General features: G+C 70.2%; 17 protein-coding genes. 10 read left to right on the forward strand and 7 right to left on the reverse strand.

From position 1 onward, the window contains the following. The first annotated feature begins 566 nt into the window (after window positions 1-566). On the forward strand, window positions 567-3,191 hold the full coding sequence (locus Ato02nite_RS38750) for an adenylate/guanylate cyclase domain-containing protein (protein WP_213011680.1): 2,625 nt from the start codon (window positions 567-569) through the stop codon (window positions 3,189-3,191). Here the strand turns inward: Ato02nite_RS38750 and Ato02nite_RS38755 are convergent. Further along, window positions 3,163-3,657 (reverse strand): phospholipase, encoded by a 495-nt coding sequence (locus Ato02nite_RS38755; protein ID WP_213011681.1) that lies wholly within the window; start codon window positions 3,655-3,657, stop codon window positions 3,163-3,165. The two genes, Ato02nite_RS38750 and Ato02nite_RS38755, sit on opposite strands and share 29 nt — an antisense overlap. 164 nt (window positions 3,658-3,821) lie before the next feature. Between Ato02nite_RS38755 and Ato02nite_RS38760 the strand changes: the two genes are divergently transcribed. After that, entirely contained in the window at window positions 3,822-4,832 is a 1,011-nt protein-coding gene (locus Ato02nite_RS38760; RefSeq protein ID WP_213011682.1) for a potassium channel family protein, read from the forward strand. Between the two features lie 361 nt (window positions 4,833-5,193). On the opposite strand, the gene Ato02nite_RS38765 is transcribed toward Ato02nite_RS38760, so the two are convergent. Then, complete coding sequence (locus Ato02nite_RS38765; RefSeq protein WP_213011683.1) at window positions 5,194-6,240, reverse strand: 2-oxoacid:ferredoxin oxidoreductase subunit beta; 1,047 nt, start codon at window positions 6,238-6,240, stop codon at window positions 5,194-5,196. Next, window positions 6,233-8,086, reverse strand: a complete 1,854-nt coding sequence (locus tag Ato02nite_RS38770) for a 2-oxoacid:acceptor oxidoreductase subunit alpha (protein WP_213011684.1) — start codon at window positions 8,084-8,086, stop codon at window positions 6,233-6,235. The genes Ato02nite_RS38765 and Ato02nite_RS38770 overlap by 8 nt, the downstream gene beginning before the upstream one ends. Window positions 8,087-8,289: 203 nt before the next feature. Between Ato02nite_RS38770 and ndhC the strand changes: the two genes are divergently transcribed. From ndhC to Ato02nite_RS38795, 5 genes are read left to right on the forward strand one after another with little or no spacing between them, the layout of a single operon-like run. Beyond that, window positions 8,290-8,667 (forward strand): NADH-quinone oxidoreductase subunit A, encoded by a 378-nt coding sequence (gene ndhC, locus Ato02nite_RS38775; protein WP_213011685.1) that lies wholly within the window; start codon window positions 8,290-8,292, stop codon window positions 8,665-8,667. A gap of 58 nt (window positions 8,668-8,725) precedes the next feature. Continuing rightward, a complete protein-coding gene (locus Ato02nite_RS38780) occupies window positions 8,726-9,202 on the forward strand; it encodes a DivIVA domain-containing protein (RefSeq protein WP_213011686.1) in 477 nt (158 codons plus the stop codon). Then, window positions 9,199-9,696: an SRPBCC family protein gene (locus tag Ato02nite_RS38785; RefSeq protein ID WP_213011687.1), complete on the forward strand. Its 498-nt coding sequence runs from the start codon at window positions 9,199-9,201 to the stop codon at window positions 9,694-9,696. Before Ato02nite_RS38780 ends, Ato02nite_RS38785 begins: the two co-directional genes overlap by 4 nt. A 34-nt stretch (window positions 9,697-9,730) precedes the next feature. Beyond that, window positions 9,731-10,318 carry a DNA-3-methyladenine glycosylase I gene (locus Ato02nite_RS38790; protein ID WP_213011688.1) on the forward strand — a complete coding sequence of 196 codons (588 nt, stop codon included), beginning with the start codon at window positions 9,731-9,733 and terminating at the stop codon, window positions 10,316-10,318. Window positions 10,319-10,331: 13 nt separating this feature from the next. Next, window positions 10,332-10,856 carry a hypothetical protein gene (locus tag Ato02nite_RS38795; protein WP_213011689.1) on the forward strand — a complete coding sequence of 175 codons (525 nt, stop codon included), beginning with the start codon at window positions 10,332-10,334 and terminating at the stop codon, window positions 10,854-10,856. 130 nt (window positions 10,857-10,986) lie between these two features. On the opposite strand, the gene Ato02nite_RS38800 is transcribed toward Ato02nite_RS38795, so the two are convergent. From Ato02nite_RS38800 to Ato02nite_RS38810, 3 genes are all read right to left on the reverse strand, one after another. After that, entirely contained in the window at window positions 10,987-11,796 is an 810-nt protein-coding gene (locus Ato02nite_RS38800; protein ID WP_213011690.1) for a serine protease, read from the reverse strand. 105 nt (window positions 11,797-11,901) lie between these two features. Further along, window positions 11,902-12,690: an enoyl-CoA hydratase-related protein gene (locus tag Ato02nite_RS38805; RefSeq protein WP_213011691.1), complete on the reverse strand. Its 789-nt coding sequence runs from the start codon at window positions 12,688-12,690 to the stop codon at window positions 11,902-11,904. Then, window positions 12,687-13,499 carry a PaaX family transcriptional regulator gene (locus Ato02nite_RS38810; RefSeq protein WP_213011692.1) on the reverse strand — a complete coding sequence of 271 codons (813 nt, stop codon included), beginning with the start codon at window positions 13,497-13,499 and terminating at the stop codon, window positions 12,687-12,689. The genes Ato02nite_RS38805 and Ato02nite_RS38810 overlap by 4 nt, the downstream gene beginning before the upstream one ends. A 259-nt stretch (window positions 13,500-13,758) precedes the next feature. Between Ato02nite_RS38810 and Ato02nite_RS38815 the strand changes: the two genes are divergently transcribed. Together Ato02nite_RS38815 and Ato02nite_RS38820 are read left to right on the forward strand one after the other, a co-directional pair. Further along, window positions 13,759-13,926, forward strand: coding sequence for a DUF3117 domain-containing protein (locus tag Ato02nite_RS38815; protein ID WP_014447667.1), 168 nt, complete (start codon window positions 13,759-13,761; stop codon window positions 13,924-13,926). A gap of 77 nt (window positions 13,927-14,003) precedes the next feature. Then, window positions 14,004-15,422, forward strand: a complete 1,419-nt coding sequence (locus Ato02nite_RS38820) for a leucyl aminopeptidase family protein (RefSeq protein WP_246607950.1) — start codon at window positions 14,004-14,006, stop codon at window positions 15,420-15,422. Here Ato02nite_RS38820 and Ato02nite_RS38825 read toward each other — a convergent pair. Further along, window positions 15,403-16,011: an O-methyltransferase gene (locus tag Ato02nite_RS38825; protein WP_213011730.1), complete on the reverse strand. Its 609-nt coding sequence runs from the start codon at window positions 16,009-16,011 to the stop codon at window positions 15,403-15,405. The genes Ato02nite_RS38820 and Ato02nite_RS38825 overlap by 20 nt on opposite strands. Window positions 16,012-16,238: 227 nt before the next feature. On the opposite strand from Ato02nite_RS38825, the gene Ato02nite_RS38830 reads away from it, so the two are divergent. Then, entirely contained in the window at window positions 16,239-17,486 is a 1,248-nt protein-coding gene (locus Ato02nite_RS38830; RefSeq protein ID WP_213011693.1) for a S1C family serine protease, read from the forward strand. The last annotated feature ends 49 nt before the right edge of the window (window positions 17,487-17,535 follow it).

Below are 17,535 nucleotides of genomic sequence, written 5' to 3' on the forward strand. Positions count from 1 at the left end.
GTCTCCTGCGTGGGCCGGTCTCCTGCGTGGGCCGGTCTCCTGCGTGGCTGAGCTTCTACATGGTCGGGCGCTTCTGCGTGGCTGGGCTTCTGCGTGGTCGGGTGCTTCTGCATGAGCCCGCGCTTCGGTGCGGCTGAAGCTTCCCGACGGCCGAAGCCTCCGCGTAGCCCGAGCCTCTCGGCGGCCCCGCGGTCGCTACTCGCGAGTCACTTCGAGTACGCATGGTGATCGTTCGGGTGAGCTACGGTCGCTCGCGGTGTTTGGCGATCGTGGGCGTCGTTACTCTACGGAGTGAGTGTGCGACGTGGAGAGACGCTGCCGCAGAAGACCCGGAAGGGTACATCCGAACGGTCGGCCGGATGTGACCAACTGCGGCGTGACTTGGGTCGATCCATTTCGTTACGTCACGCGTAGTGCTTAGCGAACGTCGATGACTCCGAGCGGGAAATCCTCCGTCCGGGGTCGGTCATGGCGTGTAGATCGTTACCGTCCGTTTCTACGATGCACGGTGACAGAGTGATACGGCAGCATGGGACACGACTTCCCAAAGGAGGCGGAGGTTCACCGTGTCGGGACGGACCGAGCTGCCGAGCGGGCTGGTGACCTTTATGTTCACCGACATCGAGGGCTCGACGCGGTTGGCCCGGATGCTCGGCGACGACTACGGCCCCGTTCTCGGCGCGCATCGATCGGTGTTGCGCGCTGCGCTGAGTGACTTCGGCGGTGTCGAGCTCTTCACCGAGGGTGACTCTTTCTTCGTGGCGTTCCAGGATGCGGGCGCCGCGCTCGCCGCCTGCGTCGAGGCTCAGCGGCGACTGTCCGCTCACGATTGGCCGGGCCGGGACGCCATGCCGCGTGTCCGGATGGGCATGCACACCGGGTGGGCCACCCCGATCGGTGACGAGTACGCGAGCGTCGAGGTGCACCGGGCCGCCCGGGTGGCGGCGGCCGCGCACGGCGGTCAGATCCTGTGTTCGGGCGCCACTGCCTCGTCCATTCTCACCGACAGTGCTCCCACACCCACGGTGACGGCCGGGGTCGATCTTCTCGACCTGGGACCGCACCGCCTGCGCGGCTTCGACGATGACGAGCGCCTCTTCCAGGTGATCGCGGCCGGCCTCGATCGGGACTTCCCTCGCCCGCGCACCCCGGGCAGCCCCCGGCACAACCTTCCGGCCGCGCTGACCTCGTTCGTCGGCCGCCGCACCGAGGCCGCCGACCTGGCCGACCTGCTGACCCGCAACCGGATCGTCACGATCACCGGGCCGGGCGGCTCCGGCAAGACGCGACTTTCGGTCGCGGTGGGCGAGCGGGTGCTCACGGCGTACCCGCAAGGGGTTTGGACGGTCGACGCGGTGAGCGCGGCAACCGGCCTGGCCCCCGCCCTGGCCGCGGCTCTCGGCCTGCGCGCCGAGCCGGGCCGGCCGGTGCTGGAGACCCTGCTCGAGCAGTGCGCCGACCGGCGGATGCTGCTGCTCCTGCAGACGTGCGACGCGGCCCCGGCGGCGTGCGCGGGCCTGGTGCGGATGCTGCTGTCCGCCTGTCCGCAGATGGATGTGCTGGTCACCGGCCGGGAACCGCTGGGTGTGCACGGCGAGGTGGTGTGGCGGATTCCGCCGATGTCGCCGTCCGACGTGTTCACGCTGCTTTGCGAGCGGGCCACGGCGGCGCGCGGTGGTCGGCCGGGACCGGCCGAGGAGAGCACCGACCTGGCTCGGGTGGCGTCCCGGTTGGAGGGGTCGCCGCTGGCCGCGGAGTTGGCCGCCGGCCGGCTGCGGATGTTCACGGCCGGGCAGCTCGCGGCTCGCCTGGACGATCCGATCGCCGCCCTGGACCCGGTGTCGGGCGAGATGGGGGAGCGGCACGACAGCATCACCGCGAGCCTGGACTGGTCGTACCGGACGTTGAGCGGCCGGGCGGCCGGCCTGCTGCGCCGCCTCTCGGTCTTCGCCGGCGCGGTCGACCTGTCCGCGGTGGAGTGGTGCGGCCACGACGCGCTCGGTTCGCTGGCCGAGCTGACCGAGAAGTCTCTGATCGAGGTGGTTCCCGGCCCGCTCTACCGGATGTCCGAGCAGGTGCGGGCGTATGCGACCCGCCAGCTCTCGGCGGCCGGCGACGAGCACGCGTCCCGGGACCGGCACGTGGCATGGTCGCTGCACACGCTCGACTCGGTGACGGTGGACACGGACGGCCAGCCGCGCACGGTGTCGCTCACCGCGTTGGCGCCGTTCGTGGCGGAGTGGCGGGCGGCGTTGCGCTGGGCGGCGGCCGAGGGCGACGTTGCCGCGGGGCTGCGGCTGGCGAGCGCACTCGACCCGTGGTGGCGGGAGCACGGCGGTGCCCGTGAGGGCCGGGACCTGCTGTTCCGGCTGTACCGCCGGCTCGACGAGGCCGAGATCGCCCCGGCCACCCTGGCTACCGCTTACCTCACGCACGCCGGGCTCGCCGACGACCGGGAGGAGCGCAACCGTTTCCTGGAGCGGGCCGAGCGCATCGCCCGCGCCACCGACAACCAGGACCTGCTGGTCCGAGCGCTGGTCGGGGGCCGGTTGACGCCGCTGGAGAGCCGGCACTTCGATGAGGCCGAGCGGTTCTGCCGTGAGGTGATCGGGCAGGCCGAGCGGTCCGGGGTGGCCGAGGCGGCGCTGCCCGCCGTGGTGACCCTGGCCGAGCTGCTCTGCCGGCGCGACGCTCTGGACGAGGCGGCCGACCTGCTCGGCGGGGCCCGCCAGTGGGAGGCCGGCCGGCCGGAGGATCGGGGCCGGCGCACCGTGGACTGGCTGCTCGGGATTGTGGCGCTGCGCCGCCGGGACCTGGTGGCCGCGCACGATCACCTGGTGGTGGCGCTGCGGTCGCGGTTGCGGCACGGGTACCGGGGTGCCGCCGCCGACGCGGTCGCGGCGATCGCGGTGCGCTGTGCTCTCGGCGGTGACCCGGGGATGGCGGCGGTGCTGTTCGGCGGGGCCGAGGCGGCGCGCGGAGCTCGGCGTACGCCCATGTTCGGAAGTTTCTGGTCGGCGCAGCAGCTTTCGCTGCGTACCTCCCTCGGCGACGCGGCGTTCGACGCCGCGTACGCCGAGGGGGTCGGTCAAGGTTTTGATCGGATCGTGGCGATGGCGCTGGCCGTCGAGCATCCGGACCTGGAGGACGGTGCCGCCCGGTTCATCGGATCAGTGCTTCGGCCTTCTTGAGGTCGGCCTTCTTGACCGCGTTGAGCGAGCCGAACAGGTGCACGGCCTCGTAGTACGTCCACGCCAGGCTGTAGCAGGCGGGGCGCACGACGCTGCTGTAGGTGGTGCAGACCCGCTTCAGGTCGGCGTAGAACGTGTTGTCGACCCGGTCCTTGTTGGCCGGGAAGGCGCCCACGTCCTTGTAGTTGCGGTAGCCGAAGTCGTGATGCCAGCAGGAGAGGGTGAAATCGAAACCGAGCGGCCTGTCCGGGCTGGCCGAGCAGTAATCGGTGGACCAGTCGAAGTTGTAGGACTTCCACGGGTCGCGGTTGAGCCGGGCGGAGTTCCACGCGCTGGTACTGCTCGCGGTGGGCTGGGTCCAGCCGGACAGGACCGCGGTCTTGTCGGCGGCGGCGTAGGCAACCCCGGACGGCACCAGCACGATTCCGAGGCTGAGGATCGCGGCGAGGACGATGCGTCGGACCATACGCGCAGTGTTTGCATCGCTACGATCCGCATACAAGAGCGTCGATCGGCTTTTCCGTCGCCTGCGGCAACCTACCGACGAGTATTCCTAAACGATCGTTTATGTGATGTCCTGAGGGGCGGCCCGGCACACGGCCGCTATGGTGTGCGTGTGCGGGACGAGAAATGATCCATCTGCCCCTGGTCCGCCAGGGTCCCCTTCGTGCGCTCGCCGTCCGGGTGGCACTGGCCGTCACGCTCGTCCTGGTCACTGTCTTGATCATCTACGTCGATCGGGACGGATACCGAGACATCAACGAGGACGGCCTGACCCTCCTCGACTGCTTCTACTACGCGGTCGTGTCGCTCTCCACGACCGGTTACGGCGACATCACCCCGTTCACCCCCGAGGCTCGGCTGGTGAACATCCTGGCGATCACCCCCGCGCGGGTGCTCTTCCTGATCATCCTGGTCGGCACCACCCTCGAGGTGCTCACCGACCAGTACCGCAACAGCCTGCGGGTCGGCCGGTGGAGGCGAAAGTTGAAGGACCACGTCATCGTCTGCGGTTACGGCACGAAAGGCCGGGCAGCGGTCGCCGCGCTGCTGGAGAACGGCTGGGACAAGGCCCGGATCATCGTGGTGGAGAGCCGGGAGGAGGGGGTCCGCCAGGCCGCCTCGAACGGCCTGGTCGCGGTCGAGGGCAACGCCACCCGCTCGGCGGTCCTCAACGAGGCCGACGTCAAGAACTGCAAGGCCGTCATCATCGCCACCGACAGCGACGAGGCGTCGGTGCTGATCAGCCTCACCGTCCGGCAGTTGACCGCCGGCCAGGTGCGCATCATCGCCGCGGTCCGCGAGCAGGAGAACGCCGCGCTGCTCAAGCAGAGCGGCGCCCACCACGTGATCGTCTCCTCGGCCACCGCCGGCCGCCTGCTGGGCCTGACGACAACGGCCCCACCGCTGATCGACGTGGTCGAAGATCTGCTGACGCCGGGCCAGGGAATGGCATTGGCAATGCGCAGCGCGGAACGCAACGAGGTAGGCCGAAACCCCCGCGAATTGGCGACGCTGGTGGTCGCATTGATCCGCCGCGGAAAGGTGCTTCCCTTGGGCGGCGAACAGATCGTGACCATCGAAACCGGCGACATGCTGGTTTACATCCGCGCCGACGAAAGTACCGGCGTCACGGTCTGAGGACCAACCGCAAGATTGAGTTCGTCAGACGTGACGGCCTGGCGTGGCACGGACCTGCTCCCGCCGAGGCCGGGCCGGGGCCCAGCTGCGCCGGCCCTGGCCCTTCATTCTGCGTGAGTGGGTAAACCGACTGATCGCCGGTCGGCAACGCATATTCCTGGCACTTGCGCCTGGCAACACCGGTCCCTCGCGGCATCTGACCGGCGGAGGAAATATCGGCCACTTCTTCATCCGCGAGAGCATTTTGAAGCGCGCTCAGATGTCCGACGTGATCCGAGACCGGGAGGTCGGCCGCATCTACCGACGCCCAGACAAATGGCGGTGAGCCCGAGGGCTCACCGCCATTGTTCGTGATTGTTGGCTACACGATGGTCCAGGTGTCGGCGGCGTTGAGGAGATCGTCGAGCATCTCGTCGGGGGTGCCGGTTACCTGGGCCTTTGCGTCTTCCAGCTGCTTTTGGACCAACTGGTCGTAGGTGGGGCGCTTCACGTCGCGGAACACGCCGATCGGGGTGGTGTTCAGGTCGGAGCCGGACAGCCGGGACAGGGCGAACGCGTAGGCCGGGTCGTCGACCGTGGCGTCGTGGGTTACCGGGGACTCGCCGTCGAGGGCGGCCGAGTCGCGGACCGAGAGGCCGAAGGCGCCCGCCGGGTGGACCACCGAGAACTGCTGCTCGCTGCCGAAGGTGATCGGCCGGCCCTGTTCCAGGCGGATCAGGTGGTCGTCGCGGGTGGACGCGTCCTTGATCAGCTCGAAGGCGCCATCGTTGAAGATGTTGCAGTTCTGGTAGATCTCGACGAACGCGCTGCCCTCGTGCTCGGCCGCCGCACGCAGCACCGACTGCAGGTGCTTGGCATCCGAGTCGATGGTGCGGGCGACGAACGTGGCCTCGGCGCCGAGGGCCAGCGACAGCGGGTTGAACGGCGAGTCCGCCGAACCGGCCGGGGTCGACTTGGTGATCTTGCCGAGCTCCGAGGTCGGAGAGTACTGACCCTTGGTCAGGCCGTAGATCCGGTTGTTGAACAGCAGGATCTTCAGGTTGACGTTGCGCCGGAGCGCGTGGATCAGGTGATTGCCGCCGATCGAGAGCGCGTCGCCGTCGCCGGTGACCACCCAGACCGACAGGTCGGGGCGGGACGAGGACAGACCGGTCGCGATGGCCGGGGCGCGGCCGTGGATCGAGTGCATCCCGTAGGTGTTCATGTAATACGGGAACCTTGACGAGCAGCCGATGCCGGAGATGAACACGGTCTTCTCGCGCGGGATGCCCAGCTCGGGCATGAACCGCTGCATGGCGGCGAGGATCGAGTAGTCACCGCAGCCGGGGCACCAGCGGACCTCCTGGTCGGACTTGAAGTCCTTGGCGGTCAGCTTCACCGGCGTCAGGGGGATGGTGGGGCTAGCCATTCTTGACCACGTCCTCGAGCATGCTTTCCAGGGTGGCGGCGGTGAAGGGCAGGCCGCTGACCTGGTTGAACGGAACCGCGTCGACGAGGTATCTGGCCCGGATCACGTGGGCGAGCTGGCCCAGGTTCATCTCGGGGATGACCACCTTGTCGTACGCCTTGAGCACCTCGCCGAGGTTGGCCGGCAGCGGCGACATGTGCCGCAGGTGCGCCTGGGCGATCGGCAGCCCGCGCTGGCGCAGCGCCCGGCAGGCCGCGCCGATCGGACCGTACGTCGAGCCCCACCCGAGAACCAGGACGCTGGCGTTCTCGTCGTCGTCCTCCACCTCGATGTCGGGCACCTCGATGGCCTCGATCCGGGCCGCCCGGGTGCGCACCATGAATTCGTGGTTGGCCGGGTCGTACGAGATGTCGCCGGTCTTGTCGGCCTTTTCCAGCCCGCCGATCCGGTGCTCCAGACCCGGCGTGCCGGGGATGGCCCACGGGCGGGCCAGGGTCGACGGGTCGCGCAGGTAGGGCAGGAAGCGGCCGTCGTCGCCGTTGGGCTCGGTGGTGAACGCGACGGTCAGGTCGGGCAACTCGTCGGACGAGGGCAGCAGCCAGGGCTCGGAGCCGTTGGCCACGTAGTTGTCGGAGAGCAGGATGACCGGCGTGCGGTAGGTCAGCGCGATCCGCGCGGCCTCGATCGCCGCGTGGAAGCAGTCGGACGGCGACTTGGGCGCGATCACCGCGAGCGGCGCCTCGCCGTGCCGGCCGTAGAGCGCCATGTTGAGGTCGGCCTGCTCGGTCTTGGTCGGCATGCCGGTGGACGGCCCGGCCCGCTGCACGTCGACGATCACCAGCGGCAGTTCGAGTGCGATGGCGAGCGAGATGGTCTCACCCTTGAGCGCGACACCGGGGCCGGAGGTGGTGGTGACCCCGAGGGCACCGCCGTACGAGGCGCCCAGCGCCGCGCCGATCGCCGCGATCTCGTCCTCGGCCTGCATCGTGGTGATGCCGAACTTCTTGTGCTTGGACAGCTCGTGCAGGATGTCGGAGGCCGGGGTGATCGGGTAGGCGCCGAGGAACACCGGCAGTTTCGACCGGACGCCGGCGGCCACGAGCCCGAGCGCGAGCGCCTGGTTGCCGGTGATGTTCCGGTAGGTGCCGGGGCGCATCTTGGCCGGCTTCACTTCGTACCGGATCGAGAAGTCCTCGGTCGTCTCGCCGAAGTTCCAGCCGGCCTGGAAGGCCGCCTTGTTGGCGGCGACCAGGTCGGGACGCTTGGCGAACTTGCGCTCGAGGAACCGCAGGGTCGACTCGAACGGCCGCGAATACATCCAGCTCAGCAGGCCGAGCGCGAACATGTTCTTGGCCCGCTCGGCGTCCTTCTTCGAGACGCCGAGCTCACTGAGCGCGCCGACGGTCATCGAGGTCAACGCGACCGGGTGCACGGCGAAGTCGTGGAGCGAGCCGTCCTCCAGCGGGCTCACCGCGTAACCGACCTTGGCCAGGTTGCGCTTGGTGAACTCGTCGGTGTTCACGATGATGTCGGCGCCGGAGGGCAGGTCGGAGACGTTGGCCTTGAGCGCGGCGGGGTTCATCGCGACCAGCACGTTGGGCGCGTCGCCCGGCGTGAGGATGTCGTAGTCGGCGAAATGCACCTGGAAGCTCGACACACCGGGCAGGGTGCCGGCTGGTGCGCGGATCTCGGCCGGGAAGTTCGGCAACGTCGAGATGTCGTTGCCGAGCTGCGCGGTCTCGGACGTGAACCGGTCGCCCGTCAGCTGCATGCCGTCGCCCGAGTCGCCCGCGAACCGGATTACCACCCGGTCGAGCTGTTCGACTCGTTTCGCTCCAGCGGCCACGTTTCCAACCTCCCAGGGGGCGCCGGCCAAGCGAGAAAGCACATCGATGGGCCGGCCCGCAATCGTCACTTCCAGCCTACGTCGGCGCTCCTTACACGCGGTCGCAAGCCGTTGACCACAGTAGCTAGGTCAGGCTCGCCTGTTCCAGGAGTGTCCACCATGCGGCGGGTCGCCCGTGTCACTCGGTCAACTAGGCTGTCGTCGTGGACGGATATCTGGGTTCGTACGCCACGCTGGGGCTGGTCATCGGGGCCGGCGTGATCGTCTTCGTGGGCGCGTTCGCGGCCAACCGGCTGCTCCGGCCGGCCAACCCCGCCGAGCCGCCCGGCAAGTACATCGCGTACGAAAGCGGCATCGATCCGGTCGGCGGTGACTGGGCACAGGCCCAGATCCGTTACTACGTATATGCGTACCTTTATGTGCTTTTCGCAGTGGAAGCCGTTTTTCTCTTCCCGTGGGCGGTCGTGTTCGACCGGCCGGGGTTCGGCGCCGCCACGGTCACCGAGATGGCGATCTTCGTGGCCGTGCTCGCGCTGGGCATCCTGTACGCCTGGCGTAAGAAGATCCTGACCTGGACCTGACTTATCGGACGGGGTGGCGGGCTCGCGAGCTTCGAGCGGACATGCCAACATCGTCCGCATGGGTCAGCTTCTCCTGTTCATCGTCGTCGCCTTGGTGGTGGCTGCGATCGTCTTCGGTGTGACCGTGATGATGAGCGGAGGCGACTCCGGATTGACACCCGTCGAACCCGATGGCAGCGCTGTGCCGCTACCGACCGACCGGCCGCTCGGTGAGGACGACATCGCCGGCACGAAGTTCGACACCACCTGGCGTGGTTACCGCATGTCGCAGGTCGACCAGGCGCTGCAGCGGGCCGCCTACGACATCGGCTACAAGGGCGAGCTGATCAGCGTGCTCGAGGCCGAGGTGACGGCCCTGCGCGACGGCCGTACCGCCGACGCCGACGCCCTCCGCCGGGCCCGTGAGGCCGCGGTGGCGGCGGTTCCGCCCGCGCCGGTCACCGACGGTGCGGTGATCGAGCTCGAGCCGGTCAAGGCCGACGTGCCGGTCGAGCCCGAGCCCGAGAAGTCCGCGCCGGCCGCGGAGCCGCGGTGAGCGCCCCCGGCCCGGTCGACGGGCTGGGCGACGCCGCCAGTCCGGGAACCGGTGAGGTGACCGCCACGGTCATCGTCAACGCACCGGCCGCCCGGGTCTTCGCCGCGTTCCTGAGCTGGGAGAAGCAGTCCGCCTGGATCCCGTTCACCAAGGTCCGGGTGGTCGAGGGGGACGGCGGCGAGGGCAGCCTGGTCGAGGCGATCACCGCGATCGGTCCCGCGTCGCTGCGCGACGAGATCCGGGTGGTCAAGGTCAATCCGCCGTACGAGGTTCGCGTCGTGCACTGCGGCAAGGTGCTGCGCGGTCCCGGCGCGATGCGCTGCACGGCCATGTCCGGCGACCGCACCCAGGTGGTCCTGCACGAGTGGTTCCACCTGCCGGCCGGTGCCGTCGGGAAGGTCGCCTGGCCGGTGCTCTGGCCCGGGTCGAAACTGAGCTTCACCGCCGCGCTGAAGAAGTTCGGCCGCCTGGTCGAGCAGGGCAAGCTGCCGTAAGAAACTGTCAGAGGGTGGCCCTACGGTGGTCGCCATGACAGACGAAACCGGCCTGGTCGTCGGTGCGGACGGCCGCGCCCGCTGCTTCTGGGGCGGCAGCACCCCCGATTACGTGGGCTATCACGACACCGAGTGGGGCCAGCCGCTGCGCGGCGACGACGCGCTGTTCGAGCGGATGAGCCTCGAGGCGTTCCAGTCCGGCCTCTCCTGGATCACCATCCTGCGCAAACGCCCGGCGTTCCGGCTCGCGTTCGACGGCTTCCAGATCGACAAGGTGGCGGCCTACTCCGAGGCCGACGCCACCCGCCTAATGGCCGACGTGGGCATCGTCCGCAACCGGATGAAGGTCGACGCCACCCTGCACAACGCCCGGGTCGCCGCCGACCTCGAGGGCGGGCTCTCCGAGCTGCTGTGGTCGTTCGCCCCGGTGCCGCGACCGCCCCGGCCGGCCACCCGGGCCGACGTGCCGGCCACCACGCCGGAGTCGATCGCGCTGGCCAAGGCGCTCAAGAAACGCGGCTTCAAGTTCGTCGGCCCCACCACGGCCTACGCGTTGATGCAGGCCACGGGCATGGTGGACGACCATCTGACGGGCTGCTGGGTTGCTCCGATCCACGCGTGATGAGATTGAGCGCATGGCGCAGTGGGCGGTGATCATTCCGGCGGAGCAGTGGGCGACCGAGCGACTCTTCCACAACGAGGTCGTGACGGTGGCGGGCGCGGCGGGCGCGGTGGCACCCGACGAAGAGGTCCTGCTGGTCGCCGACGACCAGGTGGTGGCCCTGGGCCGCGCCGCCAAGACCGAGGGCGACGACCTCACCCTGACCTACCTGCGGCGGCAGTTCGACGCCCCACTGCCGGCTGAGGGCCTCGGCGGTGCCCGTCCGGTGGAGGTCGAGCCCGAGACGTTCCGCCGGCTGGCCGCGCAGCTGCGCGGGGAGAGCGCGGCCGGCCTGCCGACCTGGCTGGTCAGCGTCGCGATGCCGATCGAGGCCGCGACCCCGGCCGAAGCGGTCCGGCAGTTCTGGTCGCACGTGCGCGAGCTGGGCCCGGCCGAGCTCCCGACCTACGTCTGGCCCACCGGCGACGAGCTGTCCATGCTCGCGTTCGTGCTGGGCGCCGAGGCCAACCAGGACCCGGAAGAAGACGAAGACGAGTGATGAGCCACAGCCCCGCAGCGAGGGCTGCGGGGCCGTGGCGCACGGCGCCGGCGAGTCGGGCCAGGGACAGCCGGCAGCGCGCATTCGGGGGGCCTCCGGCGTGAGCCAGGGTGACTTGCTCAGACCTGGATCAACCGCCCAGGCTGCTGGCGGCGGCCGCGATGGTCGACGCGAAGTAGCTGACCTGGGTGTAGACGCCGGGTTTGTTGGGGCGGGCGCAGCCGTCGCCCCAGCTCACGATGCCGACCTGGACCAGCCCGCTGGCGCCGGAGCGGAACATCGGGCCGCCGGAGTCGCCCTGGCAGGTGTCGACGCCACCGGCGGTGTAACCGGCGCAGATCTCGTTGCTCGCGATGACCTCGCCGCCGTACATCGAGGACGAGTTGCAGGTGGCGTCGCTGACGAACGGCACGGTCGCCTTCAGCAGGTAACGCTGCTGGCTGCCGCCCTCGGTGGCGGCGCCCCAGCCGGCGATCGTGAAGTTGCCGGTGTCGTACGTCGAGGACGTGTTGAGCGGCAGCGTGGCCAGGCCGGTCACCGGGCTGGCCAGGCGGATCAGCGCCCAGTCCTTGCCGTTGCCGTTGTAGCCGGGCGCCCGGTAGACGTAGTTCGACTTCCGGGTGATCTTGCTGGTGGAGTTGAGGTCGACCACGCCGAGGGTGGCGGTGATCGAGGTGTTCGTGCCGGTCGAGCCGACGCAGTGCGCCGCGGTCAGCACGATCGTCGAGCTGTAGAGGGCGCCACCGCAGCCCATCGACAGCCGCACCATGAACGGGAACTCGCCCTGTGTCGCCCGGGTGCCGCCGACGACGTTCGTGGTCGGTGCCACGCTGTCGCCGCTGCCGGTCGGAGCCGCCGAGGCGGGGGACGCGGTCGCGCCCATCGCCGCCGCGGTGAGCACGGCGACCGCCGTGCCCACCAGAATCCGCCACCTGACCATGTAGGTCCTCCCAAGGGGAATGCACGTCCGGTAGGACGCGTCAGGAGGAGCCTATGAATAGATGATGGTAAATGTGACGATCCCAAAACCGTCATAACACCAGGATCAGCGGCCTTCGAAGACCGGTTTCTGCTTGGCCAGGAACGACGCCACCGCGGCCTTGTGGTCGGCCGTGCCGCCGCAGATCGCCTGGGCCTGCGCCTCGGCCGCCAGCGCGTCGGACAGCGTGCCGGCGTCGCCGATGGACAGCTCCCGCTTGATCGCGCCGTAGGCCACCGTGGGCCCGGCCGCGAGCCGCGCCGCCAGCTCCTGCGCCTGCGGCAGAACCTGGTCGTCGTCCTCCAGAAGACGGGAGAGCAGACCGATCTCGTACGCCCGCTGGGCCCGCACCGGCTCGGCCAGCAGCAGCAACTCGACCGCCCGGGCGTGCCCCACGATCCGCGGCAGCGACCACGAGACGCCGCTGTCGCCGGCCAGGCCCACGTTGGCGAACGCCATCAGGAACCCGGTCGACGGCCCGCCGATCCGGAAGTCGGCCAGCAGCGCCAGCGACGCCCCGGCGCCCGCCGCCATCCCGCGGACCGCGGCCACCACCGGCTTCGGCATGCTGGCCAGCCGCTGCGCGATCGGGTTGTAGTGCGCTCGCACGGTGTCCAGGTCGGTGTGGCCGGACTCCAGCTGCTCGGCGTGCTCGCGCAGGTCCTGCCCGACGCAGAAGCCGCGACCCGCGCCGGCCAGCACGATCGCCCGGCAGCTGCGGTCGGACTCCAGCGACGCGAGGGTGTCCCGCAGGGCCACCTTGAGGTCGACGTCGAGGGCATTCATCGCGTCGGGCCGGTTGAGCGTGAGCGTGACGACCGCGTCAGTGCGGTCGACGAGCAGCGAGTCCGTCATGTATCCGAGAATCCCACACGGCCGCCCCTTCCGGCCGACTGCAGGCAGCGTTCGACGTAGCGGTCGGCGGCCGGGCGCAACCGGGCCGAGTGCCGGTCGAAGAAGCCGGCCGCGCTCGCCCCGGGCCAGCGCGGCGGCAGCAGCGAGGGGGGCAGCTGGGGGTCGCGGAACAGGAACGAGCGCCAGGCATGCACCAGCCGGAAGCGGGCCGCGTACGCCTCCTCGTCGCTGCTGCGCCCGTTGACCGAGCTGACCACGGGGCGCAGATCGGACACGAACGTCTCGTAGGAGTTGGCGAGCTCGGACAGATCCCACGCCCGGCCGACCACCTCGGCGGCGCCGAGCGAGCCGGCCGCGTGCGCCGCGCTGAACCGTTCGTAGCCGACCCCGGCGTCGACCAGGACCGTGTCGACCTCCTCGACGGCCCTCGGTGCGACCCAGGCATGATCACCGAGTGATCCGTAGCCGAGGTACGCCAGCCGGTTGGCCTCGCGCTTCGGCAGCGGGCCGTGCAGAAGGACCAGATCGAACCGTCCGTCCCACCCGGAGCGCCCGGTTCGGTAGATCCGGGCCGCCGCCTCGTCGAGTCGGCGTGCGGCCTTCGGGGTGAGCAGATAGCCCGGTCCGGAGACCAAGCGCATCGGATGCAGCCAGCCTTGGCGGACCATCCGGGACACCGCGGTGCGGACCGCGGGCGGGGCGATGCCGAGCGGCGCGAGCAGTCTGACCAGGGCGGCAACCGGCGCGCGCCCGCCTCGGGGACGGAGATAGTCGCCGTACAGGTCGAAGAGTGCCGACCGCGCCTGCATGACCGCACATTGTGACAGCCCAAAAGACGATATGCTAGACGCTGTCACATCCGCCCGGGCTGGGTTTGGGTTCGCCGGTGTTCATCAGGGAAAATGTTTGATCGGCACGGTGGGCCGGGTCGCGTCAGCACGCGAAATGGCCCTCGGCCGCCGGTCGGATATACGAGTTAGCACGTCGCGTGGGGCTGAGCACGTGACGTTGAGTAGTGGCTGTGGGGTAACCCACCGACACCCTGATGTGGGTCTGAGGGGAGACGAAATGGCGGCGATGAAGCCGCGGACGGGCGATGGTCCGCTGGAGGTCACCAAGGAGGGACGGGGCATTGTCATGCGCGTCCCACTGGAAGGTGGTGGCCGTCTCGTCGTTGAGATGACTCCGGACGAGGCCAACGCGCTGGGCGACGCGTTGAAGTCGATCGCCGGCTGACGTTTCACGCGAGCCCGCCGGTACGGTACCGCCCGTACCGGCGGGCTTTCCACGTCTTCGAGAAAGGTCACGCTCTCGTGTTTCCGATCAGGCTGACCGACCATCTCGACGACAACCGAACGTGGGTCGCCCCGATCGCCGTCTCGGGCTCACTGTCGCACGACGAGGGCGAGCTGGCGGCGGAAATCGCCGCGCTCGCCGACGGCATGGAAAAAGCTGGCGAAATCCGGATATTCCCGAGACCACTATGCCGGCCGGCGAAGGTGCTGCTGGCCGGGATCGGCGCTGGTGACGACGCCGGTTGGCGGGCGGCCGGCGCGGCGGTGAGCCGTGCGGTGCCGGGTGACGAGCCGGTGCAGATCATGGGCGTCCCGACGGACGCGGTCCGGGCCCTCGCCGAGGGTCTGTGGCTGGGCGGCTACCGCTACCGCGACGGCCGCGAGGAGCCCCGGTCGGCCGCGGTCGACCTGGTGGTGCCCGACCCCGACGAAGACCCCGCGAGCCTGGCCCGGGCGCAGGTGACGGCCCGCGCCGTCTGGCTCGCACGAGACCTGGCCAACACCCCGTCCTCGCTCAAGAACCCGGACTGGCTGGCCGAGGAGATCGTCGGCGCGGCCGCGAAGCGTACGGATGTCACCGTCCGCATCCGCAGCGGCGCCGAGCTGGAGCGGTTCGGCGGCCTGCGGGCCGTCGGCGGCGCCTCGGTCTTCCCGCCGTGCCTGGTCGAGATGAGCCGGCACCCGGCCGGCGCCACCCGCCACGTGGTGCTGGTCGGCAAGGGCATCACGTTCGACTCCGGCGGCATCTCGATCAAGACCCGGCCGGGCATGAAGACCATGAAGATCGACATGGCCGGTGCGGCCGCGGTGGTGGCGGCCACGCTGGGCGCGTCCGACCTGAACCTTCCGGTACGGGTGACCGCACTGCTCCCGCTGGCCGAGAACGCGGTCGGCGCCGACGCGTACCGGCCCGGTGACGTGATCACTCACTACGACGGCACCACCAGCGAGAGCACCAACTCCGACGCCGAGGGCCGGTTGGTGCTGGCCGACGCGCTCGGTTACGCGGTCGCCGAGCTGGACCCGGACGTGATCGTCGACCTGGCCACGCTGACCGGGGCCAACGCGATCGCCCTGGGCCCGCGCATCGCCGCCCTGTTCAGCCACGACGACGAGCTGGCCGGTGCGCTCCAGGCGGCCGGTGCGAGCGCCGGAGAGGCGATGTGGCGGATGCCGCTGCCCGACGACTACTGCGAATACCTGCGGTCCGAGATCGCCGACCGGCACAGTTCGCCCGCGCAGGGCGCCGGTGCCGTGGTCGCCGCGCTCTACCTGCGCGAGTTCCTCGGCGACCAGGTCTCGGCCTGGGCCCACCTCGACATGGCCGCGCCGAGCTGGGCCGACGAGACCGACCTCGATCTGACCCGGGGTGCCACCGGGTGGGGCGCCCGCACCCTGCTGCGATACCTGGAGACGGTCAGCGCTTCACCGCGGTGAGCAGGCCGGCCCCGGACGGGATGATCGCCGGGATCCACTCCTCCGACTCGCGCACGACCCGCACCGTCTCCCGGATGGTCAGCGTGTCCACGTCCCGGGCGGCCGGGTCGCTGATCCGGCCGCCGGCCATCGCGCCGTTGACCACCAGCACCCCGCCCGGGCGCAGCAGCCGCAGCGCCGCCTCCGCGCAGGCCGTGAACTCGGTGGCGTCGGCATCGACGAAGACCAGGTCGTAGACGCCGTCGGCGAGGCGGGGCAGGACGTCCAGGGCGCGGCCGGTGATGATCCTGGTCCGGGACGGGGCGAAACCGGCCTCCACGAAGATCCGCCGGGCGATCCGCTGGTGCTCGTTCTCCACGTCGATGGTGGTGAGCACCCCGTCGGTCCGCATCCCGCGCAGCAGCCAGATGCCGCTGACCCCGGCACCCGTACCGATCTCCACCACCGCCTTGGCGTTGCCCGCGGCCGCCAGCAGGCGCAGCACGGAGCCGGCGGCCGGGGTGACGCTCTCCAGGCCGAGCTCGTGGGCGAGGCTGCGCGCGGTCTGCAGGACCACGTCCTCGCTGGCGTACGCCTCGGCGAAGGCCAGCGCAGCGGAGTGGGCCGGCTGCGGACGAATTGACGGGACGATGACAACCTCCGGGCGGCGGACGACGTGCGGAACTTGCGCACATCGGATATGAGAGTAGAGCGACGCTTTCCAAGGCCGCAGCGGGCGGTCGATGGGATAAACAGCCCGGGGCCGGGTGCTGTCGGGGATCCGTGTCATTCTGGAGGGGGAGCCGGGCTCCTGAGGGATGTGAGGGAGGCACCGACGTGACCGACGGCTGGAACGCGCGCTCCGCTCCGCCGCCCGCCGCAGGTCAACCGTCGCCCTGGTGGTCCGACGCGTTGGCCGATCCGTGGCGTGACCCCTACGCCCCGGCGCACGTGGTGGTGCCGACCGCGCGGGAGAGCACCGGCCCCGCGCCGGAGCCGGTCACCGACCCCGACGCGCCCCGCCGCTCGCTCACCCCGGTCCTGCTGATCTGCCTGGTCACCGCCCTGCTGGCGGGTGGTCTGGGCGGCACCCTGGGCTTCGTCTTCGCGGTGCGCGGCGGCCTCGCCAACGGCACCGGCAGCCAGCTCGGCGCGGCCGGGCAGGAGGCGCCGGCCGAGGTCAACCGGGCGCCCGAGTCGAACGCCGGCATCGTCAAGAAGGTGCTGCCGAGCGTCGTCACGGTCCGGGTGACCGGCGCGATCGGCTCGGGCTTCATCGTCTCCGACGACGGCTACGTGATCACCAACGATCACGTGGTCGAGGGCGCCGACGACAAGACAATGTCGGTGTCGTTCAGCGACGGGTCGACTGCCTCGGCGAAACTGGTCGGCCGCGATCCGGAGTCCGACATCGCCGTGATCAAGGTCGCAAAGTCCAACGTCACACCGGTTTCGCTCGGCGACTCCGACGCGATCGCGGTCGGTGACCCGGTGTTCGCCTTCGGTTCCCCGCTGGCCCTGGTCAACACCGTGACCTCGGGCATCGTCAGCGCGCTGGACCGCACCATCCAGGCCGGCGACCCGGGCGGCACCACCCGGTACTACGCGGCCATCCAGACCGACGCCGCGGTCAACCAGGGCAACTCCGGTGGCCCGCTGGTCAACGCGGCCGGTCAGGTCGTCGGGGTCAACTCGGTGATCCGCTCGGTGAGCGGCACCGAGACCGAGGCCGGCAACATCGGCCTGGCCTTCGCGATCCCGATCAACCAGGCGAAGCGGATCGCCGGCGACATCATCGACCACGGCAAGGCCCGGCGGACGGTGATCGGTGCCGAGGTCACCACCGGCACGAACACCGGCGGCGGCGCCAAATTGCGCTCGGTCGACCCGGCCGGCCCGGCCGGCACCGCCGGTCTCAAGGCCGGTGACGTGGTCACCAAGCTCGACAACCATCCCCTCGAGGACGGCACCGACCTGATCGCCCTGGTCCGCAAGTACGCTCCCGGCGCGGTGGTGCCGGTCGAGTACCGCCGGGGCACCAAGACCCAGAGCGCCTCCGTGACGCTCGCCGCCGACTCCAACTGATCACCTCGCGGGGGTGCGGATCCACAGCGAGCGTGCGTAGGCTGGGCGC

Origin of the sequence: Paractinoplanes toevensis, from assembly GCF_018332695.1 — a bacterium.
GTDB classification, from domain to species: domain Bacteria; phylum Actinomycetota; class Actinomycetes; order Mycobacteriales; family Micromonosporaceae; genus Actinoplanes; species Actinoplanes toevensis.

Bases quoted from the DNA above. Each gene is read 5' to 3' on its own strand.
- Ato02nite_RS38755 (WP_213011681.1), bottom strand. From the start codon at position 3,657: ATGGTCCGACGCATCGTCCTCGCCGCGATCCTCAGCCTCGGAATCGTG.
- Ato02nite_RS38760 (WP_213011682.1), top strand. From the start codon at position 3,822: ATGATCCATCTGCCCCTGGTCCGCCAGGGTCCCCTTCGTGCGCTCGCC.
- Ato02nite_RS38765 (WP_213011683.1), bottom strand. From the start codon at position 6,240: ATGGCTAGCCCCACCATCCCCCTGACGCCGGTGAAGCTGACCGCCAAG.
- Ato02nite_RS38780 (WP_213011686.1), top strand. From the start codon at position 8,726: ATGGGTCAGCTTCTCCTGTTCATCGTCGTCGCCTTGGTGGTGGCTGCG.
- Ato02nite_RS38790 (WP_213011688.1), top strand. From the start codon at position 9,731: ATGACAGACGAAACCGGCCTGGTCGTCGGTGCGGACGGCCGCGCCCGC.
- Ato02nite_RS38795 (WP_213011689.1), top strand. From the start codon at position 10,332: ATGGCGCAGTGGGCGGTGATCATTCCGGCGGAGCAGTGGGCGACCGAG.
- Ato02nite_RS38800 (WP_213011690.1), bottom strand. From the start codon at position 11,796: ATGGTCAGGTGGCGGATTCTGGTGGGCACGGCGGTCGCCGTGCTCACC.
- Ato02nite_RS38805 (WP_213011691.1), bottom strand. From the start codon at position 12,690: ATGACGGACTCGCTGCTCGTCGACCGCACTGACGCGGTCGTCACGCTC.
- Ato02nite_RS38810 (WP_213011692.1), bottom strand. From the start codon at position 13,499: ATGCAGGCGCGGTCGGCACTCTTCGACCTGTACGGCGACTATCTCCGT.
- Ato02nite_RS38815 (WP_014447667.1), top strand. From the start codon at position 13,759: ATGGCGGCGATGAAGCCGCGGACGGGCGATGGTCCGCTGGAGGTCACC.